At 72.3% G+C, this 22,061-nt stretch carries 20 protein-coding genes and 1 pseudogene; 14 read left to right on the plus strand and 7 right to left on the minus strand.

Annotated elements, in window-relative coordinates:
* Positions 1-10: 10 nt before the first annotated feature.
* The 3 genes from K4G22_RS24430 to K4G22_RS24440 all read left to right on the plus strand — a co-directional run bounded on the left by K4G22_RS24430 (position 11) and on the right by K4G22_RS24440 (position 2,777).
* Complete coding sequence (locus K4G22_RS24430; protein ID WP_228082488.1) at positions 11-1,072, plus strand: ABC transporter permease; 1,062 nt, start codon at positions 11-13, stop codon at positions 1,070-1,072.
* Positions 1,069-2,004, plus strand: a complete 936-nt coding sequence (locus K4G22_RS24435) for a carbohydrate ABC transporter permease (protein ID WP_228082489.1) — start codon at positions 1,069-1,071, stop codon at positions 2,002-2,004. The genes K4G22_RS24430 and K4G22_RS24435 overlap by 4 nt, the downstream gene beginning before the upstream one ends.
* A 71-nt stretch (positions 2,005-2,075) precedes the next feature.
* Positions 2,076-2,777, plus strand: coding sequence for a GH12 family glycosyl hydrolase domain-containing protein (locus K4G22_RS24440; RefSeq protein ID WP_228082490.1), 702 nt, complete (start codon positions 2,076-2,078; stop codon positions 2,775-2,777).
* A 24-nt stretch (positions 2,778-2,801) separates the two neighbouring features.
* Here K4G22_RS24440 and K4G22_RS24445 read toward each other — a convergent pair whose 3' ends face one another.
* From K4G22_RS24445 to K4G22_RS32035, 3 genes and pseudogenes are all read right to left on the minus strand, one after another.
* Positions 2,802-3,833 carry a LacI family DNA-binding transcriptional regulator gene (locus K4G22_RS24445; RefSeq protein ID WP_228082491.1) on the minus strand — a complete coding sequence of 344 codons (1,032 nt, stop codon included), beginning with the start codon at positions 3,831-3,833 and terminating at the stop codon, positions 2,802-2,804.
* A 225-nt stretch (positions 3,834-4,058) separates the two neighbouring features.
* Positions 4,059-5,012, minus strand: coding sequence for a hypothetical protein (locus K4G22_RS24450; RefSeq protein WP_228082492.1), 954 nt, complete (start codon positions 5,010-5,012; stop codon positions 4,059-4,061).
* A gap of 67 nt (positions 5,013-5,079) precedes the next feature.
* Positions 5,080-5,865: pseudogene (locus tag K4G22_RS32035) on the minus strand (DUF6177 family protein); the annotation flags it as partial.
* Here K4G22_RS32035 and K4G22_RS24460 point away from each other — a divergent pair.
* On the plus strand, positions 5,765-6,103 hold the full coding sequence (locus K4G22_RS24460; protein ID WP_228082494.1) for a hypothetical protein: 339 nt from the start codon (positions 5,765-5,767) through the stop codon (positions 6,101-6,103). The pseudogene K4G22_RS32035 and the gene K4G22_RS24460 sit on opposite strands and share 101 nt — an antisense overlap.
* A gap of 261 nt (positions 6,104-6,364) precedes the next feature.
* Here K4G22_RS24460 and K4G22_RS24465 read toward each other — a convergent pair whose 3' ends face one another.
* The gene (locus K4G22_RS24465; RefSeq protein ID WP_228082495.1) at positions 6,365-6,844 is read right to left on the minus strand and encodes a hypothetical protein; all 480 of its coding nucleotides are present in this window, start codon (positions 6,842-6,844) and stop codon (positions 6,365-6,367) included.
* Between the two features lie 358 nt (positions 6,845-7,202).
* On the opposite strand from K4G22_RS24465, the gene K4G22_RS24470 reads away from it, so the two are divergent.
* The 6 genes from K4G22_RS24470 to K4G22_RS24495 all read left to right on the plus strand — a co-directional run bounded on the left by K4G22_RS24470 (position 7,203) and on the right by K4G22_RS24495 (position 14,690).
* On the plus strand, positions 7,203-9,125 hold the full coding sequence (locus K4G22_RS24470; protein ID WP_228082496.1) for an acyl-CoA dehydrogenase family protein: 1,923 nt from the start codon (positions 7,203-7,205) through the stop codon (positions 9,123-9,125).
* Between the two features lie 92 nt (positions 9,126-9,217).
* Entirely contained in the window at positions 9,218-10,492 is a 1,275-nt protein-coding gene (gene dxr / locus K4G22_RS24475; RefSeq protein ID WP_228082497.1) for a 1-deoxy-D-xylulose-5-phosphate reductoisomerase, read from the plus strand.
* Between the two features lie 64 nt (positions 10,493-10,556).
* Positions 10,557-11,861 carry a M50 family metallopeptidase gene (locus K4G22_RS24480; protein ID WP_228082498.1) on the plus strand — a complete coding sequence of 435 codons (1,305 nt, stop codon included), beginning with the start codon at positions 10,557-10,559 and terminating at the stop codon, positions 11,859-11,861.
* 71 nt (positions 11,862-11,932) lie between these two features.
* Entirely contained in the window at positions 11,933-13,087 is a 1,155-nt protein-coding gene (gene ispG / locus K4G22_RS24485; RefSeq protein ID WP_228082499.1) for a flavodoxin-dependent (E)-4-hydroxy-3-methylbut-2-enyl-diphosphate synthase, read from the plus strand.
* Between the two features lie 96 nt (positions 13,088-13,183).
* Positions 13,184-14,032 carry a GNAT family N-acetyltransferase gene (locus tag K4G22_RS24490; protein ID WP_228084219.1) on the plus strand — a complete coding sequence of 283 codons (849 nt, stop codon included), beginning with the start codon at positions 13,184-13,186 and terminating at the stop codon, positions 14,030-14,032.
* Between the two features lie 82 nt (positions 14,033-14,114).
* Complete coding sequence (locus K4G22_RS24495; protein WP_228082500.1) at positions 14,115-14,690, plus strand: GNAT family N-acetyltransferase; 576 nt, start codon at positions 14,115-14,117, stop codon at positions 14,688-14,690.
* Between the two features lie 75 nt (positions 14,691-14,765).
* On the opposite strand, the gene K4G22_RS24500 is transcribed toward K4G22_RS24495, so the two are convergent.
* The 3 genes from K4G22_RS24500 to K4G22_RS24510 are packed head-to-tail and all read right to left on the minus strand — an operon-like array spanning position 14,766 to position 16,625.
* On the minus strand, positions 14,766-15,695 hold the full coding sequence (locus tag K4G22_RS24500; protein ID WP_228082501.1) for an aminoglycoside phosphotransferase family protein: 930 nt from the start codon (positions 15,693-15,695) through the stop codon (positions 14,766-14,768).
* A complete protein-coding gene (locus K4G22_RS24505; RefSeq protein ID WP_228082502.1) occupies positions 15,688-16,149 on the minus strand; it encodes a ferritin-like domain-containing protein in 462 nt (153 codons plus the stop codon). The genes K4G22_RS24500 and K4G22_RS24505 overlap by 8 nt, the downstream gene beginning before the upstream one ends.
* The gene (locus K4G22_RS24510) at positions 16,146-16,625 is read right to left on the minus strand and encodes a hypothetical protein (RefSeq protein WP_228082503.1); all 480 of its coding nucleotides are present in this window, start codon (positions 16,623-16,625) and stop codon (positions 16,146-16,148) included. Before K4G22_RS24510 ends, K4G22_RS24505 begins: the two co-directional genes overlap by 4 nt.
* Before the next feature lie 275 nt (positions 16,626-16,900).
* Between K4G22_RS24510 and rimP the strand changes: the two genes are divergently transcribed.
* The 4 genes from rimP to infB all read left to right on the plus strand — a co-directional run bounded on the left by rimP (position 16,901) and on the right by infB (position 22,046).
* Entirely contained in the window at positions 16,901-17,425 is a 525-nt protein-coding gene (rimP, locus tag K4G22_RS24515; protein WP_228082504.1) for a ribosome maturation factor RimP, read from the plus strand.
* A 2-nt stretch (positions 17,426-17,427) separates the two neighbouring features.
* Positions 17,428-18,432 (plus strand): transcription termination factor NusA, encoded by a 1,005-nt coding sequence (nusA, locus tag K4G22_RS24520; protein ID WP_228082505.1) that lies wholly within the window; start codon positions 17,428-17,430, stop codon positions 18,430-18,432.
* 107 nt (positions 18,433-18,539) lie between these two features.
* The gene (locus K4G22_RS24525) at positions 18,540-18,827 is read left to right on the plus strand and encodes a YlxR family protein (RefSeq protein ID WP_228082506.1); all 288 of its coding nucleotides are present in this window, start codon (positions 18,540-18,542) and stop codon (positions 18,825-18,827) included.
* Positions 18,828-18,998: 171 nt separating this feature from the next.
* On the plus strand, positions 18,999-22,046 hold the full coding sequence (infB, locus tag K4G22_RS24530) for a translation initiation factor IF-2 (protein ID WP_228082507.1): 3,048 nt from the start codon (positions 18,999-19,001) through the stop codon (positions 22,044-22,046).
* Positions 22,047-22,061 lie beyond the last annotated feature (15 nt).

Here is a 22,061-nt window from a genome sequence, read left to right on the forward strand (position 1 = left end):
GGAGATCCCCGTGTCCAACAGCACGGTGTCCCGGGCGGCCACCGAGCCGGATCCCGAGCCGGAGCGGCCTCCCGTCCGTGGACGTGTTCCCCGCCCGCGCTCCCGCTCCCGCCGCCGTGGCGACCCACGGCTGAGGGGCGGCGTCACCTTCCGGCACCGGCTGCGGCGGGACCGCTTCCTCATCCTGATGACGCTGCCCTGTATCGCCGCGCTGCTGGTCTTCGCGTACATCCCGATCGCCGGGAACGTCATCGCCTTCCAGTACTTCAGCCCCTACGCGGGCGACGGCTTCTTCGAGAGCATGGCCAACAGCGCCTGGGTGGGGCTGGAACAGTTCGACCGGATGATCAACGACAGCTACTTCTGGGACGCCCTCCAGAACACGCTGGTCTTCTCCGCGCTCCAACTGGTCTTCTTCTTCCCCGTCCCCATCGCGTTGGCCATCCTGATCAACAGCATCCTGCACAGCAAGGTCAGGGCCTGGGCCCAGGCCGTGCTCTATCTGCCGCACTTCTTCTCCTGGGTGCTGGTCATCACCGTCTTCCAGCAGATCCTCGGCGGCGCGGGACTCGTCGCCCAGTCGCTGCGCGACAACGGCTGGGACGACGGCTTCGACCTGATGACCGACCCCGGCTTCTTCAAGTTCCTGATCACCTTCCAGGTCATCTGGAAGGACGCCGGCTGGGGCATCATCGTCTTCCTCGCCGCGCTCTCCACCATCAACCAGGAGCTGTACGAGTCGGCCGCCGTGGACGGCGCCGGCCGGTGGCGCCGCATCTGGCACATCACCCTGCCCGCCCTCCGCCCGGTGATCGCGCTGCTGCTGGTCCTCCAGGTGGGCAACATGCTGACCGTCGGCATGGAGCAGTTCATGATCCAACGAACGGCCGTCGGCCCGGGGGCCGCCGAGGTGCTGGACACCTATGTGTGGAACACCGGCATCCAGAACGGCCAGTTCAGCTACGCGGCGGCCATCGGCATCGTCAAGGGCGTCTTCAGCCTGCTGCTGGTCCTCGCCGCCAACCGAGTCGCCCACGCGATGGGTGAGCAGGGGGTGTACAAGCGCTCATGAGCGACACCAGCGTTCTCGTCGAGGACGACGAAGAGATCGGGAGGCGCCGCAGGCCGCCGTGGGAGGAGCAGCCGACGAAGGTCGGGCTCACCGCCAAGGGCGTCATCCTGGGCATCGCGCTGCTCGCGATCCTCTTCCCCCTGTGGATCGTGGTGGTCACCAGCCTCTCCGACGCGGAGACCATCTCGCGCGCCGGCGGTCTCGTGGTCTGGCCGGACGGCTTCAGCCTGGCCGCCTACCGGGAGCTGCTCAGCGGCGGACAGGTGGCCCGTTCCATGGTCATCGCCGTCGGCATCACCGTGGTCGGCACGGTCTTCAGCATGACCATCTCGGTGCTGGCCGCCTACGGCCTCTCCCGGATGGGCTCGCTCTGGCACCGGCCGCTGCTGATGACCCTGCTGGCCACCATGTTCTTCGGCGGCGCCGGGCTGATTCCCTCGTATCTGCTGATCCAGACCCTCGGCCTGATGAACAGCTATGCCGCGCTGATCCTGCCGATGGCGGTCAACGTCTTCAACATCCTGGTGCTGCGGGCGTTCTTCATGAACGTCGGCCAGGAGATCGTGGACAGCGCCAGGATCGACGGCGCCGGGGAGTTCCGCATCCTGTGGGGCATCGTCCTGCCGCTCTCCCGCGCGGTGCTCGCGGTGATCTCGCTCTTCTACGCCGTCGGCTACTGGAGCAACTGGTTCAACGGCTTCATCTACATCCAGGACCAGGAGAAGCTCCCGCTCCAGAACGTCCTCCAGCAGATCGTCATCGAGGGCGAGCGGCCGGCCGGGATGGCCCAGGTGATCGGCACCGGGCAGATCCCCAGCCTGGCGGTGCAGACCGCGGTGATGGTGCTGGCCCTGCTGCCGGTCGCCGTGCTCTCGCCCTTCGTCCAACGGCACTTCAAGAAGGGCATGTTGATCGGCGCGGTGAAGGGCTGACCGAAACCGCGCCCCCGTCCCCCCTGACTCTCTCCGACCGGCTCACCCCCCACCGAGTGAAGGAGCTATCCATGAGAACCCGCACCCTGCTGCTGGCCCCCGCCATCGCGTTGACCACCGTCGTCGGCCTCTCCGCCGGCACGGCCAACGCGGCCGTCTGGGAGACCTGCGAACAGTGGGGCAACTGGACGTCGGACGACGGCTACATCGTCTACAACAACATATGGGGCGACGGCGCGGGCACCCAGTGCGTCGAGGCCGACTCCGGCAGCAGCTGGACGGTGACCGCCGACCACCCCAACACCGGCGGCATCAAGTCCTACCCCAACGCGAAGTGGATCGTGAACCAGCCGATCGAGGAGATCGGCTCGCTCACCAGCACCTACGACGTGACCGTCCCCGCCGCCGGCGCCTACAACACGGCGTACGACCTGTGGGACGAGAACTACGACCACGAGATCATGCTGTGGATGAACTGGTACGGCCCCGTGGGCCCGTTGGGCTCCCCGGTCGGTGAGGCCACCCTCGGCGGCCCCACCTGGGACGTCTACAACGGCAGCAACGGGCACAACAACGTCTACTCGTTCCTGCGCCAGGACGGCAACTCCAGCTCGGGGCAGGTGGATCTGCTGCCGATCCTGGACTGGATCACCGAACAGGGCTGGATGAGCCAGGACGAGGTCATCGGCGACGTGCAGTTCGGCTACGAGATCACCTCGTCGGCCGGCGGACTCACCTTCGTCACCAACGACTTCACGGTCAGCGGCGGCTGAGACGCCCGACCCCGCGCCCGTGGCTCAGCGAGCCGCGGGCGCGGGGCCCGTGCTGGCCCGGAGCGTGAGCGCCGGCGGCAGCAGCTCGATGCGCGGCGGGACGGCGGACGGTGTCTGCCCGGCGGCCGAGGCCCTGGCCATCACCAGCTCGACGGCCAGCCGGCCCATCTCCTGGGCGGGGATCGCCACCGAGGTCAGCGCCACCGAGGTGCCGGCGGCGACCTGCTCGGGGCAGACCGCGACCACCGATATGTCCTCCGGCACCGCCCGCCCCTGCTGCCGCAGCAGGCTGAGCAGCGGCTCGATCGCCGCCTCGTTCTGCACCACGATGCCGGTGGTGGCTGGCCGCTCGTCGAAGATCCTGGCCAACGTGCCGGCGACCGACTCGTAGGAGCCGTCGCACGGCCGGTGCAGCACCCGCATGCCCAGCTCGTCCGAGCGTTGGCGCACACCCCGCACCGTCCGCTCGGCGAACCCGGTGCGCCGCTCGTAGACCGCCGCCGCCTCGCCCACCACCGCGATGTCCCGATGGCCCAGCGAGGAGAGATGGTCGACGCAGAGCCGCCCGGTCGCCTCGAAGTCCAGGTCCACACAGGTGAGATCGGTGGTGTCGGACGGCAGCCCGATCAGCACGGCGGGCCGGGGCGTCACCCGCACCAGCGGCAGGCGCTGGTCCTCCAGCTCCACGTCCATCAGGATCATCGCGTCGGCGAGGCCGCTGCCCACCACCCGCCTGGCCGCGTCCGGGCCCTCCTGGCCGGTGAGCAACAGCACGTCGTGGGAGTGTTCACGCGCGGTGGTCGCCACCGCGATGGCGATCTCCATCATCACCGGCAGGTACATGTCAGTCCGAAGCGGCATCATCAGGGCGATGATGTTCGACTTGCTGCTGGCCAGCGCCCTGGCGCCGGCGTTGGGGTGGTAGCCCAACTCCCTGATGCTGCGCTCCACCCGCTCCCTGGTCGGCAGGGAGATGGTCCGCTTGCCGCTGAGGACGTAGCTCACCGTGCTGGCAGAGACGCCCGCGTGCCGGGCGACCTCGGCGAGGGTGACCATATTCTCTCCAGGAACCATAGGCGGGGGGCGGTGGTGCGCGGCGGTGGGTTTGAAGCGCTTCGACGGCGCCTCGGTGCGCCCACCGCACGTCATGCCGACGACCTTAATCCCGCCACGGAGGGGTGTCCAGGGATCTGTCGAAGCGCTTCAACTCCCGGTCCCGGACGAGGAAAACCCGCCGGGAAGAGGGGTGCGCCGGAGACCGGCACGCGGACGCGAACCACGTCATCGTCCTTCCGACGGATCGTCGGGAAACAACCGCTCGGGAACGGTGGAGCCGTGGGGCCAGGGCAGGTCGAGGGGGTCGGGATACTCGAACTCCTGGACCGGCGACTGATCGGGCCTCGGCCGGCTGTCCCCGGGGCGGACATCGAGATCCACCACGTTCGACAGCGCCCCCGCCAGCACGATCAGCGACAGCGCCGCCGCCGCCGTCACGACCGCCGACCCGGGCTGCCACACCCGGGCCTGCCCGGCGAGGTGCTGGGACGGCAGATACCTCCTCGCCAGCGGCGTCTCGAACCAGACCCTGGTCGACGGCGCGAACATCGCTCGCAGCAGCAGGACGGAGATCACCACCTGGATGGCCCGATGCGCCGGGGCGGGATCGTGGAGATCCATCGCTATCGGGATGGACAGGCCGGCCACCGCCACGCCTGCGGTGAGCGCGCGCACCCCTTGCCCCCCGAACAGCATCGGACGCCCGGCCATCAGCGCGGCGCTCACAGCGAGCACGGGCGTCCAGAACAGCCAGAACAGCCCTTCCCCCAGCGGATCGGCGAGCGAGGTGACGATCAGGTAGACGAACGCCGCATAGCAGCACTGCGCGTACAGCAGCATCCGCGCCAGGCCCACCGGCCAAGCCATCGCCACGCTCTGGTCGGGTTCGGCCCGCTCGGCCGGCTGGGACGGGGTGTCCGGTGGGCTCAGCCAGTCGTCCGGCGGCTCCTGCCCGTCGGCGCCCTGCCGGCCCGTGCCGTGATCGGGGTCGTCCGCCGCCCGCGAGGGCACGAGCCGTTCGCGCAGCGTGTCCACCTCCTGCCAGTCGGCGGGCCGGCCACCCAGCGGGAAGTAGCGGCCTGCCTCCTCCCCGCCGCCGAGCCGCACCGACCGCGGCCCTCCCCCGTCGGCCGGGAACGCCCCGGCCGGGATCTCGGCCTCCTTCGGGCCGACGGCCACGCCGAGGGGGGCCGGAACTCCCTGGAAGAGGGGGGGCGACCAGCAGATCCGCGCTGGCGGCCCGGTGGAGCACCCGCATGGTGCGCAGCCCATGACCGGTCGACAGCTCCTCGGCGAGCGCCGTCAGCCGACGCTGGTCGGGAACGTCGTCCCGCCTCTCGTAGCCGAAGGTGACCGAGAGATCCTGCTCGACGCCCAGCCGGTCGCGGGTGATCCGCAGGGTGGCGATGGCCGGCTGGTCCTGGTGGCCGACGATCACCAGCCGGGACGGCTCCGGTGCCCGCTCCCTGGCCAGCGCGGTCAGCTCCTCGATCGACCAGAGGTCGCCCACCGGCTCGCCGGTGCCCCAGCCGGCCGGCGGCCGACCGGTCAGCGCCGTCCAGGCCGCCTCCGCCGTCGCGCCGAGCCGCAGCGCCGCCGACGGCGTGTGCCGGGTGCGGATCCGCAGCGACAGGCGCCGCTGCGGGGTGGCGGCGAAGGCCAGCTCCCCTGACGCCCCCGGGCCCACGGCGCCGAAGTAGGGCTTGGCCGAGGCCCGCCACACCTCGGCGCTGAGCGGCCGGCCGTCCCGGCCGGCCACCTTCCGGTAGTCGCGGTCGTCCTGGTGCGAGGTGTCGCCCGGCCGACCCTGCCAGCTCAGCAGCAGGCCGGAGCGGCCGTCGTAGAAGTGGTCGCCGTCCGGTATCAGCCAGCGCAGCGCATGGCCGGCGAGCATCTCGTACAGGGGGAGCGTCAGCCGGGTGCCCGGCGGCGTGAGCAGATACAGGGTGCGGCGCGGGACGCTGGCCTCCACCGCGTCGAGGGCGTTCAGCAGCCAGTCGGAGACGCCCACCACCGGGCGGTCCTGCGTCACCGAGGCGGTCAGTCTCGTCACCTCGTGCACCGCCGGCTGCTCGGCGACGACGGCGGGCAGCGGTCCTGGCTCGGCCGCCCGCTCGTGGTCCTCGATCCGCGCGGCGGCCGGCCACACCCGCCCGCCGGCGCGCTCGACCAGCCGGGAGGCGAAGGTGCCGCAGACCCGGTGGGCGCGGTCGGCGTCCAGATGGCTGCGGGCCTCGGTCCACCAGACCGGCGCGTCCGGCAGCCCCTGATCCGCCCCCAACATCCGGGCCACCTCGCCGGGGACCCCCACCCACCGCGGCGTCCGCAGGGCCAGCACGGCGCTGTGGTCAGGGCCGAGCAACCGGAGCAGCTCGCCGCTCGACGCGATCTCCTTGGCCCGCGGCCCGGCGCAGTCCAGGGCGTGCAGCAGCGCGTCCCGGTCCGGCTCGGCTTCGGTCAACGCGATGACGTCGGTGGTCATGTCGGGTGCGGTCCTTTCAGACGGACGGCTGATCCTCCGGGCGCGCTAGCTAGCCCGCACGCACCCGGAGGAACACCAGGTAGCCGAGGACTGCGACGCCGACCAGCAGGCAGAGGACGCCGGCGAGCGCCTGCCGCCACGGGTGGCGCGGGCCTGACGGGCCGTCGCCCCCCGGGCGCAGCACCCACCCCCAGGGGCCGCCCCGGCCGGGCGGCAGCCGCAGCAGACGCGCGTAGGCGACCAGGTTCAGCGCGAGGAACACCACGTTCACCGGCGCCAGCAGGACCGTCGACCAGCCCCGCAGCAGCGTGCGGCTGGTCAACTCCCCGAACCAGAAGAGGCCGCACTCCCGACAGCAGGGAACGCGCAGGCTGGTGATCCGCTGGAAGAACAGCGGGCCGGTCAGCTGCCGGAGATCGGCCCGCACGGCGGGCTCGGCGGCGCAGTGGTGGCAGCGTCGTACGGCCACGCCGTGGCCCTCCCACGGGCCCCAGCCGTCGTCCTCCACCGCCGCGTTCACGGGGGGCATGCCCGGCCCACCCGGCCCACCGCGACGCGTTCCCGAACACCCATGGATACCCCCCGATTCCACCACCGAAAGTAGCACCGGGGGCTGACAGAACGTGGCGAGGGGTCACCCGGCCGCGAGCGATGGGCCGGGAAAACCCCTTCGGAACAGGTGCGAACCACCGCGCAACGGGTACATACGCACCAGTACTCCCCCCAGGCGGTGAACGGTCGAGCCCGCGAGTGCCGGCCGTCGTTCGGCCCACCGCCGACCCGCGCGGTGTCCCGGCCGAAGTCCCCGAGAACGCGTCTGCCCGGCGGCGCCCGGAACGCGGCGTGGAAATGCGGATGTCCCGATCTCGACGGTGAGGTGACATGAGTTGACCACCGAACGCGAGGCCAGAAGGATCGCCGAGGCGGCCCGTGACCCGGAGTGGCGCCGGCCCAGCTTCGCCAAGGAGCTGTTCCTCGGTCGGCTACGGCTCGACCTGATCCATCCCCGTCCCGAGCCGGAGCCGGCCGAGGCGGCCGACGGCGAGCGCTTCCTGGCCCGGCTCGGCGCCTTCGTCGCCGAGCGGGTCGACGGCGCCGCGATCGAACGCGACGCCCGCGTCCCCGACGAGCTGATCGAAGGGCTGCGCGAGCTGGGCGCCTTCGGCATGCGGATCGCCCCGGAGTACGGCGGCCTCGGCCTGAGCCATCTCGCCTACGGCCGCGCGTTGGCCCTGGTCGGCACGGCCAGCCCGGCTCTTGGCGCGCTGCTCTCCGCCCACCAGTCCATCGGCGTCCCCCAGCCGCTCAGCCTCTTCGGTACCGAGGAGCAGCGCCGCGCCTATCTGCCCCGCTGCGCCGCGGGGGCCATCTCCGCCTTCCTGCTGACCGAGCCCGATGTCGGCTCCGACCCCGCCAGGCTCGGTGCCACCGCCACCCCCGACGGCGACGACTACCTCCTGGACGGCGTCAAGCTGTGGACGACCAACGGGGTCATCGCGGAGCTGCTCGTCGTGCTGGCCTCGGTGCCCGAGCGGCCCGGGCACCCGGGCGGCATCAGCGCCTTCGTGGTGGAGGCGGACTCACCCGGGATCACCGTCGAGGCCCGCAACGCCTTCATGGGCCTACGCGGCATCGAGAACGGCGTGACGAGGCTGTACCAGGTCAGGGTCCCGGCCGCGCAGCGGATCGGGGAGGAGGGGCAGGGGCTGCGGATCGCCCTGACCACCCTCAACACCGGCCGCCTCGCGCTGCCGGCGATGTGCGTCGGCGCGGGGAAGTGGAGCCTCAAGGTGGCCCGCGAGTGGTCGACCGCCCGGGTCCAGTGGGGGCGGCCGCTCGCCAGGCACGAGGCGATCGGCGCCAAGATCGCGTTCATCGCCGCCACCACCTTCGCGCTGGAGGCCATGGTCGAGCTGTCGGGCGAGCTGGCGGACGAGGAGCGCGTCGACATCAGGATCGAGGCCGCCGTCGCCAAGCTCTACGGCAGCGAGATGGCCTGGCGGATCGCCGACGAGCTGGTGCAGATCCGGGGCGGGCGCGGCTTCGAGACGGCGGACTCGCTGGCCGCCAGGGGCGAACGCGGCGTCCCCGTCGAGCAGTTGCTGCGGGACACCCGGATCAACCGGGTCTTCGAGGGCTCAAGCGAGATCATGCGGCTGCTGATCGCCAGGGAGGCGGTGGACGCCCATCTGAAGGTCGCCGGCGATCTCGTCGACCCCGACGCCAACCTCACTCGCAAGCGCAAGGCGGCCGTGGCCGCCGGCGGCTTCTATGCCCGCTGGCTGCCGTCGCTGGCCACCGGGCGCGGCCATCTTCCCCTCTCCTACGGTGACTTCCGGGTCTCCGACCACCCCGACCTCTCGTTCCATCTGCGCTACGCCGAACGCACGGCCCGCCGGCTGGCCCGCGCCGTCTTCTACGGGATGTCCCGCTGGCAGGGGCGGCTGGAGGGCAAGCAGAGCTTCCTCGGCCGGGTGGTGGACATCGGCGCCGAGCTGTTCGCCATCTCGGCGGCGTGCGTGCACGCCGAGCGGCTGCGCGCCAGGGGCGAGAGCGGCGCCGAGGCGTACCAGCTGGCCGACGCCTTCTGCCGCCAGGCGCACCTGCGGATCGAGGAGCTGTTCCCCCGGCTCTGGCACAACACGGACCGCTCCGACGGGCGGCTGGTCCGTTCCGTCATCGAGGGCAAGCACACCTGGCTGGAGGCCGGCGTTCCCGATCCCTCGGGCGAGGGGCCCTGGATCGCCGAGACCCCGTCGGGCCCCTCCCCGCACCCCGATCTCCACCGGCCCGTTCCCCGCGCCTCGTAGCCGGCCGCCGGCCGGCCGGAACCGGTCCCCGCGCCGTGGTCCTGACCAGGGCCCGGCGCCGGGGTGCCGCGGGGCATGGTGACAATAGGCAGATGACCGAGATCCCCGCCTGTCTCGCCCACCCGCATCTGAGGTATCCGGCGCAGCCACCGCCCGACGGGCCACGCGAGGTGACGATCCTCGGCTCCACCGGCTCCATCGGCACCCAGGCCGTCGACGTGGTGCTGCGCAATCCGGGGCTGTTCCGGGTCACCGGGCTCTCCGCCGGCGGCGACCGGCTGGATCTGCTGGCCGGCCAGGCCCACCGGCTCCAGGTGAGCACGGTGGCCATCGCCCGCTCCGAGCTGGCCACGGAGCTGCGCGAGACGCTGCGCGCGCAGTACGGGGTGGGGGAGCCGCTGCCCGAGGTGCTCGCCGGCCCCGACGCGGCGGCCGAGTTGGCGTCCCGTCCCTGCCACACCGTGCTCAACGGCATCACCGGCTCGATCGGGCTCGCCCCCACCCTGGCGGCGCTGAGCGCGGGACACCTGCTGGCCCTGGCCAACAAGGAGTCGCTGATCGTCGGCGGTCCGCTGGTGCGGGAGGTGGCCGAGCCCGGCCAGATCATCCCGGTGGACTCCGAGCACTCGGCGCTCTTCCAGGCGCTGCTCGGCGGCACGGTGCCCGAGGTGAACCGGCTGCTGGTGACGGCCAGCGGCGGCCCGTTCCGCGGCCGGACCAGAGCCGAGCTGGCCGAGGTGACGCCCGACGACGCCCTCGCCCATCCCACCTGGCGGATGGGCCCGGTGATCACCGTCAACTCGGCGACCCTGGTCAACAAGGGGCTTGAGGTCATCGAGGCGCATCTGCTCTACGGGATCCCGTTCGAGCGGATCGAGGTGGTCGTCCACCCCCAGTCCTATGTGCACTCGATGGTCGAGTTCGTCGACGGCTCGACGCTGATCCAGGCCAGCCCGCCGGACATGCGGCTGCCGATCGCTCTGGCGCTCGGCTGGCCGGCGCGGGTGCCGGGCGCCACCCCCGGCTGCGACTGGACCAAGGCGAGCACCTGGGAGTTCTTCCCGCTGGACACGGATGCCTTCCCCTCGGTGCCGCTCGCCTGCCGGGTCGGTAGCCTCGGCGGTGTCGCGCCCGCGGTGTTCAACGCGGCCAACGAGGAGTGCGTGGACGCGTTCCTCGCCGGCCGGCTGCCGTTCACGGGGATCGTGGACACCGTGGCGCGGGTGGTGGACGAACGGGGCTCGGAGGCCGGGGGAACCTCCCTCACCCTCTCGGACGTCCTCGAAGCGGAGCGCGCGGCACGGCTGCGCACGCGCGAGCTGGTCGGGGCGCACCCGGGCGGCGGCGCGACGAGGGCCCGCCGGTGAGCGGGGCGACCGCCCCGAGGCGGCGAGGGAGCCGAGGGAAGATGCTGATCCAGGAGATGACGGTATGACGGCCCTGATGTTCATCCTCGGCATACTCGTTTTCGTCTTCGGGCTGCTGTTCTCCATCGCATGGCATGAATTCGGCCACTTCTCCACGGCGCGGATGTTCGGCGTGCGGGTCCCGCAGTTCATGGTCGGTTTCGGGCCGACGATCTTCTCCCGCAAGCGTGGCGAGACGGAGTTCGGGGTCAAGGCCGTGCCACTCGGCGGCTATATCCGGATGATCGGCATGTTCCCCCCGGGCCCCGACGGCGCCATCAGACAGCGCTCCACCTCTCCGTTCCGCGGCATGATCGAGGACGCCAGGGCGGCGGCCTTCGAGGAGCTGAAGCCGGGCGACGAGAAGCGGCTGTTCTACACCCGCAAGCCCTGGAAGCGCGTCATCGTGATGTTCGCCGGGCCGGCGATGAACCTCATCCTCGCCGTGGTGATCTTCCTCGGCGTGCTCATGGGCTTCGGCATCAACACCCAGACCACCACCGTGGCCACCGTCTCCGAGTGCGTGGTCGCGCAGAACGAGGAGCCCCGCGAGTGCCGCCCGGGCGACATCCCGGCCCCGGCCGCCGAGGCGGGGCTGCTCCCCGGCGACGAGATCGTGGCCTTCCAGGGCCAGCCGGTGGACGAGTGGGGCGACCTCCAGCAGCGCATCAGGGACACCGTCGGCGCCGCCACCATCACGGTCGACCGGGACGGCGAGCGGATGGAGCTGCGGGCCAACCTCATCGAGAACCAGGTGGGCAAGACCGACGGCAACGGCGGCCTCGTCGAGGGCGAGTTCATCACCGCCGGCTTCCTCGGCTTCTCACCGGCCAGCGGCGTGGTCAAGCAGGACTTCCCCCAGGCCGTGGACCGCATGGGCGAGATCATGACCACGGGCGTGGACGCCATGCTCGCTCTGCCGTCCAAGATCCCCAACCTCTGGCACTCGATCACCGGCCAGGAGGAGCGAGACCAGAACGGCCCGATGGGCGTGGTGGGAGCGGCCCGGGTCGGCGGCGAGATCTTCACGCTGGACATCCCGGCCAGCCAGCAGATCGCCACCGCCCTCTTCCTGGTCGCCGGCTTCAACCTCTCCCTCTTCCTCTTCAACATGCTGCCGCTGCTGCCCCTGGACGGCGGCCATATCGCCGGCGCCCTCTGGGAGTCGTTGCGCAGGAAGACGGCCAGGGTCACCAGGCGGCCCGACCCCGGGCCCTTCGATGTGGCCAAACTGATGCCGTTGGCGTATGTCGTCGCCGGGGTATTCGTCTGTTTCACGCTGTTGGTGCTGGCCGCGGATATCGTCAGCCCCGTACGGCTGGCGGGGTGAGTGCCGTAGGCTCTGTGGCCGGAGTACGCCCAATTCCGGGTCCCGATTCGCACCGGGGGTTGCACACATCCATGACAGCCATCTCGCTGGGAATGCCGTCAGTACCGACCAAACTGGCCGAACGCCGCGTCAGCCGTCAGATCCAGGTCGGCTCCGTCGCGGTAGGGGGTGACGCCCCGGTCTCCGTGCAGTCGATGACCACCACCCGCACCTCGGACATCGGTTCCACCCTGCAACAGATCGCTGAACTCACCGCCTCGGGCTGCCAGATCGTCCGGGTGGCCGTGCCCACGCAGGACGACGCGGACGCGTTGGCGACGATCGCGCGCAAGTCGCAGATCCCCGTGATCGCCGATATCCACTTCCAGCCCAAGTACGTCTTCGCCGCCATCGATGCCGGCTGCGCCGCGGTCCGGGTCAACCCGGGCAACATCAAGCAGTTCGACGACAAGGTCAAGGAGATCGCCAGGGTCGCCGGCGACGCCGGCACCCCGATCCGGATCGGGGTCAACGCCGGCTCCCTGGACCGGCGGCTGCTCGCCAAGTACGGCAAGGCCACGCCCGAGGCCCTGGTGGAGTCGGCGCTCTGGGAGTGCTCGCTCTTCGAGGAGCACGGCTTCCGGGACATCAAGATCTCCGTCAAGCACAACGACCCCGTGGTGATGGTCAACGCCTACCGTCAGTTGGCCGCGCAGTGCGACTACCCGCTGCACCTGGGCGTCACCGAGGCGGGGCCCGCGTTCCAGGGCACCATCAAGTCCGCGGTCGCCTTCGGCGCCCTGCTCAGCGAGGGCATCGGCGACACCATCCGGGTCTCCCTCTCCGCGCCGCCGGCCGAGGAGATCAAGGTCGGCGCGCAGATCCTGGAGTCCCTCGGCCTGCGCGAGCGCCGCCTGGAGATCGTCTCCTGCCCCTCCTGCGGGCGGGCCCAGGTGGACGTCTACAAGCTGGCCGAGGAGGTCACCGCCGGCCTGGACGGCATGGAGGTGCCGCTCCGCGTCGCCGTCATGGGCTGTGTCGTCAACGGTCCGGGCGAGGCCAGGGAGGCCGACCTCGGCGTCGCGTCCGGCAACGGCAAGGGCCAGATCTTCGTCAAGGGCGAGGTCATCAAGACCGTGCCCGAGTCCAAGATCGTGGAGACCCTGATCGACGAGGCCATGAAGATCGCCGAGCAGATGGAGCGCGACGGCGTCGCCGCCGGCGAGCCCGAGGTCGCCGTCGGCTGAGCCCCGCGCCCGTTCCCGCGCTGGCCCCTCGACGAGGGGCCAGCGCGCGGTACAGTGCCGGCACCCATCGGACACAGCGACCGCGAGGCCGTCCCCGTGCTGACCACTCCTTCCGTCCGGGTCATCGCGCCCCAGGAGCTGAGCCCGGTCCTCGCCGTGCTCGACGAGGACCCGGTGGCCAACGCCTTCGTCACCGCCCGCGTGCTCGACTCCCGCCTCGAACCGCCCTTCCTCGGCGGCGAGATGTGGGGGCACTACCGGCAGGGCCGGCTCACCGCCCTCTGCTACGCGGGCGCCAATCTGGTGCCCATCCAGGCGGACGACGAGGCCGTCCTGGCCTTCGCCGCCCGCGCCAGGGCCCAGGGTCGGCGCTGCTCCTCCATCGTCGGCCCCGTCCCCGCGACCGCCAGGCTGTGGAGCCTGCTGGAACCGCACTGGGGGCCGGCCAGGGAGGTCCGCCGCCGCCAGCCGCTGCTGGCCACGCGCTCCGTCCCGCCCGAGGTCGCCCCCGACCCCGAGGTGCGGCGGATGCGCAAGGACGAGATGCCCCTGGTGCTGCCCGCGGCCGTGGACATGTTCACCGAGGAGGTCGGCATCTCCCCGCTGGACGCCGAGGACGGCGGGCTCACCTATCAGGCCAGGGTCGCCGAGATCGTCGGCGCCGGCCGCTGCTTCGCCCGGGTGGAGGACGGCCGGGTCGTCTTCAAGGCCGAGATCGGCGCCGTCACCCCCCAGTGCTGCCAACTCCAGGGCGTGTGGACCGCGCCCGACCGGCGCGGCGAGGGCCTGGCCACCCGGGGGCTCGCCACCGTGCTGCGGCACGCCCTGACGGAGACCGCCCCCCTGGTCAGCCTCTACGCCAACGACTTCAACGCCCCCGCGCTCGCCGTCTACCGGCGGCTCGGCTTCACCGAGGTGGGCGCCCTGATGAGCGTCCTCTTCTAGGGCGCGTCCGCTCCGACCCGCCCCGCGCGCGGAGGGGTGGGCGGACGCGACGGGTGTCCGCGCGGCGCGTTAGCCTCCGGGCATGACACCTTCTCCCGGTGAGGCCGCAGTGGACGCCTCCGACGAGATCACCGTTGGACCGCTCGACCTGGCCAGCCGGGTGGACGAGGCGCTGGCCGTCCAGGCCGAGGCGTTCGGGCTCAGCCGGGAGGAGGTGGAGGTGCGCCGGCATATCGTGCTGCGCCATCTGGCCACCCCGGGCTCCCGCTCCCTGGGCGCCACGCTGCGCGCGGACGGCCGGCTCGTCGGCTTCGTCTACGGCATGCCCAACGACCGGGTGCAGTGGTGGTCGACGGTCGTGGAGCCCTATCTGCGGCGCGAGGGGAACGAGGACTGGCTGGAGGGCTCCTTCACCATCACCGAGCTCCATGTGCTGCCGGCCTACCAACACCGGGGCATAGGACGCCGGTTGATCACCACGCTCACCGACCAGGCCACCGAGCCCAGGTCGATCCTCTCCGCGATCGACACCGAGTCGCCCGCCCGGGCCCTCTACCGCAAGCTCGGCTACCGCGACCTCGCCCGCCGGGTGCTCTTCCCCGCCGCGCCCAGCCCCTACGCCGTGATGGGGGCACCCCTGCCGCTGCTGCGCCCCTGAGCGGGGCAGCCCCTTGCCCGGCGAGCTGGCTCACCGCCAGCCGGCTCACCGCCAGCCGGCTCACCGCCAGCTGGCTCACAACCAGCTGGCGAACTCAAAGAGGGCCTCGCCGTCCGTCCGCCGCCCGGCGGCCGACTGCCGTACCCCCGAGGCCACCCCCCGATACAGCGCCCAGCGGCGCAGCCGCTCCGGATCGGCCTCGACCGAATCCGCCAGCCTGGTCACCCGCCGCCGCGCGATCGCGGCGGCGCCGGGCGACGCCATCAGATCGTGCAGCCGATCCCGCACCAGCCGCGCCAGGTCGAAGGCCCGCTCACCCACCACCGGGCGCGGCCCCACCGTCAGCCATCTGGCGCGCTCGGCGTCCGACGCCAACACCGAGCCCTGCCGGAAGTCCCCGTGCAGCAGCAGCTCCTCCGGCGGATCGGCCAGCAGCTCGTCCCTGGCCGCCAGGGCCAGCTCCACCAGCGGTCCCGCGTCGGAGGCCGCCGCCGCGCGCAGCGCCGGCAACTCGGCCGCCGTGTGCTCGGCCACCGAGGGGAACGGATGCCCCTCGCCCGGCTCCACCCACAGCCGCCGCAACGTCGACACCGCCTCCAGCGTCGCCTTGGCGTCCGGCAGCGAGCGCAGCGACGTCTCCCCGTGCAGCCGCTCCAACAGCAGCGCGCCCGCCTCCGGCGCCGCGTCGAGCGCCCGCACCGCGCCCAGACCGTCCCAGCGGCGCAGCGCCGCCAACTCAAGGACGGCGGGCGACGGTTCGCCAGGACCGCCGGGGGCCAGCAGCTTCAGCGCGGCCCGCGAACCGTCCGCGCGGCGCACCAACACCGCCACACTGCTGCGCCCGCCCGGCTCGACCACGCGCTCCCACGTCAGCGCGAAGCGCGCGCACATCTCCTCCACCAGCGCGGGCAGCCCGGCGGACCAGCCGGCCTCGCGCTGACCCAACGCCTCCGCCAGCCGCCGCGGCGGCGCCAGTCCCCGTGCCGACTCCATGACCTCAGCCATCCCCCTGGCTCTCCTCGCGATACTCCGTCAGACCGGGGAACGCCTCGACCCGACCGCCCCAGCGGGCCGCCAGCACCGCCGCGTCGCGCAGCGCGCCCGCCGCCTCGCGCCGCGCCTTCCCCTCGGCGACCAGCACCAGATCGGCGTAGGCACCCGCCAGCCTGGTCTCCAACTCGACGGCCAGCCGCACGGCGCCCGCCTCGTCGGCGACCTCGAACGGCAGCGCGTAGCCGGCGGCCGAGGCCACCGGGCTGGCGCCGAGATCCCGCACCGTCCCCTGGAGCGCGTCCCGCCGCGCGCGGTGCGCCTCGTACGCCTCCCGCGCCTCGTCGCCGCGCTCCTCGCCGAGCCGCGCCCCGACCACGCCGTAGCCGTAGACGGCGGCGTGCTCGGCGGCCAGCGCGGCCTGGGTCGCCTCCAGCGCCGGCGCCGCCTCCTCGTCGGCCGACCTCATGCCCGCACCCCTTCCAGCAGCTGTGCCTGGGCGGCGCCGGCCGCCGCCAACGAGGCCAGCAGCCTGGCCAGTTCGGGCGGCGCCTCGTCGAGCGCGGCCAGCCGTTCCTCCGAGGTGCGCCGCTCGTCCTCGATCAGCGCGCCCACCGCTTCGGCCGGCTCGGCCGGCACCTCGGGGGCGGCCCCGGCGGGGGCGCTCGCCGTGCCGTCGCTGAGCGCCCGCAGATGGGCGACGGCGACGTCCCGGAACGGCGTCAGCGCCTCGGCCAGGGCCGGATGCGCCTCGGCCGTCGCGTCGTACCGGGAGACCAGCGCCGTGCTCCGGCGCGCGGTGCGCCGCCGCAGCCCCTGCACGCTGACGGCCGATACGGCCGGCCCGCCGGGCCTTGCCCCCGCGTCCGTGGAACAGCCGGTGAGAGTCGCGGTCAGCGAGAGGGCCGCGCCGGCGGCCAGGAGCGAACGTCTGGGCAGGCCCATGGACATGGTTTCCCCGTTTTCCCGTTTTCCCACAGTTTTCCGTGTCGGAGCGCCTCGTTGGGGCGGGCCGGCGTCCCCCGGCCCCGGCCGGGAAGATCACCGCCCCGTGAGCGTACCCGTGCCCTCCCGGTATCCCGGTGCCACCCCACCTCCCGGCGTGCCAGCACCCGGGCCACGGCGGTCGGCGATCGACCCGGCAGGCGATAGGCTGCTGGGACGAGACAGCCAACCGAGCGCCGTCCCACAACAGCAGACGCGGCCGAGGAGTCACCCGGATGAGCACCCAGATCGACAGGCTGCGGGAGTTGGTCCAGCCGCTGGCCACCCAGCACGCGATGGATCTTGAGGAAGTGAAGATCACCACGGCTGGGCGGCGCCGGGTCCTGGCTGTGGTGGTCGACACCGACGAGGGCGTGGGGCTCGACGCGTGCGCCGAGCTGAGCCGCGAGGTGTCCCAGGCGCTGGACGACACGGACATCATGGGCGGCACCCCCTATGTGCTGGAGGTCACCTCGCCCGGCGCCGAGCGCCCGCTCACCGAGCCGAGGCACTACCGCCGCTCGGCTGGCCGGCTGCTGTGGCTGCGCCCGCACCAGGGCGCCGACCTCACCGCCCGGCTGACCGAGGTGGACGACGAGGGTGTGGTGGTCGAGGTGCCGGGGGAGAAGGGGCGCAAGCCCACGGTCCGCCGGTTCGCCTTCTCCGAGATCGCCAAGGCGCGGGTCGAGCTGGAGTTCAACCGCAAGGCGGCCGACAAGCAGTCGGCCGATTCCGCTGACGAGAGCCTGAAGGAGGCGTAACCGTGGATATCGACATGAGTGCCCTCCGGGGGCTCGTCCGGGAGAAGGAGATCTCCTTCGACCTGCTGGTCGAGGCGATCGAGTCGGCTCTTCTGATCGCCTATCACCGCAGCGAGGGCGGCAGCCGTTCGGCGCGGGTGGTGTTGGACCGCAAGACCGGCCATGTGACGGTCTGGGCCAAGGAGGATCCGGAGGATCTCCCGGACGGCGACGCCGAGGCGCAGCCCAAGGAGTTCGACGACACCCCGCAGGGCTTCGGCCGGATCGCGGCGACCACGGCCAAGCAGGTCATCCTGCAACGGCTGCGGGACGCCGAGGAGGACGTCACCTTCGGCGAGTACGCGGGCCGCGAGGGCGATGTGGTGGCCGGCGTCGTGCAGCAGGGCCGTGATCCCAAGAGCGTGCTGGTGGACATCGGCCGTCTTGAGGCCATCCTGCCGCCGCAGGAGCAGGTGCCGGGCGAGGAGTACACGCACGGCGCGCGGGTGCGCTGCTATGTGGTGCGGGTGGTCAAGGGGGCTCGCGGCCCGTCCGTCACGCTCTCCCGCACGCACCCCAGCCTGGTGAAGAAGCTCTTCGAGCTGGAGGTGCCGGAGATCGCCGACGGCTCCGTCGAGATCGCCGCCATCGCCAGGGAGGCCGGCCACCGCACCAAGATCGCGGTGCGGTCGACGCGTCCCGGGCTCAACGCCAAGGGCGCCTGCATCGGCCCGATGGGCGGCCGGGTGCGCGCCGTGATGGCCGAGTTGCACGGCGAGAAGATCGACATCGTGGACTGGTCGGACGATCCGGCCCAGCTGGTCGCCAACGCGCTCTCGCCGGCCCGGGTCAACCGGGTCGACGTGGTGGACGAGGCGGCCAGGTCCGCCCGGGTCACCGTGCCCGACTACCAGCTCTCGCTGGCCATCGGGAAGGAAGGCCAGAACGCGCGCCTGGCCGCTCGGCTGACCGGCTGGCGGATCGACATCCGCCCGGACACCGAACAGGGCGAAACCGCCGGTCAGTAGGCCGACCAGCGGCCTCGGGGGAAGAACCGGGGCCGCGTCCGGCGTTGAGCAGATCATCGGTGCCCGGCCCGTTCGTTGGGCGGGGGTACGGGGAGGTAGAATCCTTAGTGTCTGGCCGGAGCCATGCACCAGCCTGCCCTGAGCGCACCTGTGTCGGGTGTCGGCAGCGTCTCTCGCGGGACGGACTGCTGCGTGTGGTGGTGATCGAGGATCGCTGTGTCCCCGATCTTCGCGGTACGCTGCCCGGTCGGGGCGCCTATGTGCATCCCATGCCGGCCTGTCTTGAGCAGGCGGTGCGCCGCCGGGCGTTCCCACGGGCCTTCCGGGTCCAGGGGCCGCTCGACGTCGGACCTCTGCGATCGGCGGTCGGCCAGGCGACACCGCAAGAACCGTAAGACCGTAAGAACTGTCATGAGCACTGTGCGGGAGGTCCGCATGGTCAGGTACCTCGCGAGTTGGAAGTAGGTCGAGATTGCGATGAGCACTCGATGAGTACGCGATGAGTACGCCCGTGAAGTAGCGAAGGTCCGGCGGACGACCGACCCCCGGACCGTATAAGGAGCGAAGTGGCTAAGGTCCGGGTATACGAGCTCGCCAAGGAGCTTGGAGTTGAGAGCAAGGTCGTCATGGCCAAACTCCAGGAGCTGGGAGAGTTCGTCCGTTCGGCGTCCTCGACGATCGAGGCGCCGGTTGTACGCAAACTGACTGACGCACTGAGTGCGGGCAACGGCGGCGCCAGCCGTCGACCCGCGAAGCCGGGAGCCCCCAAGCCGGGTGGCCCCGCCCCCAAGCCGGGAGCCCCCAGGCCGGGCGCCCCCAAGCCGGGCGCGCCGCGCCCAGGCGCCGGTGCCCCCAAGCCGGGTGGCCCCGCCCCGAAGCCGGGCGGTTCCGCGCCCAGGCCGGGCCCGGCGGCGCCCGCGCCGGCTCCGCAGGCTCCGGCCCCGCAGACGCCGGCCGCCCCGGCGTCCCCCGAGTTCACCGCCCCGCAGGGCGAGGCCGCCGCGCCGGCCAGGCCGGCGGGTCCGCGCCCGGGGCAGCAGTCCCCCAAGCCGGCCCAGCGGCCCACGGGCCCCAAGCCCGGTGGCCCGCAGAAGCCCTCCGGCGGCAAGCCGGCCGGGCCCAAGCCGTCCGGCGGTCGTCCGGCGGGCCCGCGCCCGGGCAACAACCCGTTCTCCACCGGTGGTTCCACCGGCATGGCGCGCCCCCAGCAGTCGCCGCGTCCCGGGCCGCGCCCGGCCGGCCCCGCGCAGGGCGGCGGCGCCCCGCGCCCCGGCGGCCCGTCGCAGGGCGGTCCGCGTCCGCAGGCCCCGGGTGGCGGTCGTGCCACGCCGGGCAACATGCCGCGTCCGCAGGGCGGCGGCGCCGGTCCCCGTCCGGGCCCGGGCGGTAACCGCCCGAACCCGGGCATGATGCCGCAGCGGCCCTCGGCCGGCGGTCGTCCCGGCGGCGGCGGTCCCGGTGGCCGTCCCGGTGGTGGCGGCGGTCCCGGCGCGCGTCCCGGTGGCGGTGGCGGCGGCTTCGCCGGCCGTGGCGGCAACCGTCCCGGCGGCGGTGGCGGCGGCGGTGGCTTCGGCGGCCGTCCCGGTGGTGGCGGCGGTCCCGGCGCGCGTCCCGGTGGCGGCGGCGGTTTCGCCGGTCGTCCCGGTGGCTTCGGCGGCCGTCCCGGTGGTCCGGGTGGCCGTGGCGGCACACAGGGCGCCTTCGGTCGCCCCGGCGGCCCGGCGCGCCGTGGTCGCAAGTCGAAGCGCCAGCGTCGCCAGGAGTACGAGGCCATGCAGGCCCCGTCGATCGGTGGCGTGATGCTGCCGCGCGGCAAGGGCGAGGTCATCCGCCTCTCCCGTGGCGCCTCGCTGACCGACTTCGCCGAGAAGATCAACGCCAACCCGGCGTCCCTGGTCCAGGTGCTGTTCAACCTGGGCGAGATGGTCACCGCGACGCAGTCCGTCTCCGACGCGACGCTGCAACTCCTCGCCGACGAGATGAACTACACCGTTCAGATCGTCAGCCCCGAGGAGGAGGACCGCGAGCTGCTGGAGTCCTTCGACATCGAGTTCGGCGAGGACGAGGGCGGCGAGGACGCCCTCACCTCCAGGCCGCCGGTGGTCACCGTCATGGGCCACGTCGACCACGGTAAGACCCGTCTGCTGGACGCGATCCGCAAGACCAACGTCATCGAGGGCGAGGCCGGCGGCATCACCCAGCACATCGGTGCCTACCAGGTCTCCACCGAGGTCAACAGCGTGGACCGGCGGATCACCTTCATCGACACCCCGGGTCACGAGGCGTTCACCGCCATGCGGGCCCGTGGTGCGAAGTCCACGGACATCGCCATCCTGGTGGTCGCGGCCAACGACGGCGTGATGCCGCAGACGGTCGAGGCGCTCAACCACGCCAAGGCGGCCGAGGTGCCGATCGTGGTCGCGGTCAACAAGATCGACGTCGAGGGCGCCGACCCGACGAAGGTGCGCGGTCAGCTCACCGAGTTCGGGCTGGTGGCCGAGGAGTACGGCGGCGACACGATGTTCGTCGACATCTCCGCCAAGCAGGGCACCAACATCGAGGGCCTGCTCGAAGCGGTGATCCTCACCGCTGACGCCACCCTCGACCTGCGGGCCAACCCCCGCCAGGCGGCCCAGGGCATCGCGATCGAGGCTCATCTGGACCGTGGCCGAGGCGCCGTGGCCACCGTGCTGGTGCAGCGCGGCACGCTGCGGGTCGGCGACACGATGGTCGCCGGCGACGCGCACGGCCGCGTCCGGGCGATGCTCGACGACGCCGGGCGCAACGTCCAGGAGGCCGGCCCCGCCACGCCGGTGCTGGTGCAGGGTCTGACCAACGTGCCGGGCGCCGGGGACAACTTCCTGGTGGTCGGCGAGGACCGCACCGCGCGGCAGATCGCCGAGAAGCGCGCCGCCCGCGAGCGGAACGCGGCGTTCGCCAAGCGCACCCGCAGGGTCTCCCTCGAAGACCTGGACAAGGTGCTCGCGGCCGGCGAGATCCAGCAGCTCAACCTCATCATCAAGGGCGACGCCTCCGGTTCGGTCGAGGCCCTGGAGGCCTCGCTGCTCCAGCTGGACGTCGGCGAGGGTGTCGACCTGCGGGTCCTGCACCGTGGGGTCGGCGCGGTCACCGAGACCGACATCGACCTGGCGGCCGGCTCCGACGCGATCGTCATCGGCTTCAACGTCCGCGCCGAGGGTCGGGCCACCCAGGCCGCCGAGCGCGAGGGCGTGGACGTCCGGTACTACTCGGTCATCTACCAGGCGATCGAGGAGATCGAGTCGGCCCTGAAGGGCATGCTCAAGCCGGAGTACGAGGAGGTCGAGCTGGGCACCGCGGAGATCCGCGAGGTCTTCCGCTCCTCCAAGCTCGGCAACATCGCGGGTGTGCTCATCCGCTCGGGCGAGGTCAGGCGGAACACCAAGGCCCGCCTGGTCCGCGACAGCAAGGTGATCGCGGAGAACCTCAACATCGAGGGTCTGCGCCGCTTCAAGGACGATGTGACGGAGATCAGGGAAGGCTTCGAGGGCGGTATCAACCTCGGGAACTTCAACGACATCAAGATCGACGACGTCATCGCCACCTACGAGATGCGCGAGAAGCCGCGCGCCTGACAGCTGGGGCCGGGG

Source organism: Streptomyces profundus, assembly GCF_020740535.1.
In the GTDB taxonomy this organism is placed as follows: Bacteria; Actinomycetota; Actinomycetes; order Streptomycetales; family Streptomycetaceae; genus Streptomyces; species Streptomyces profundus.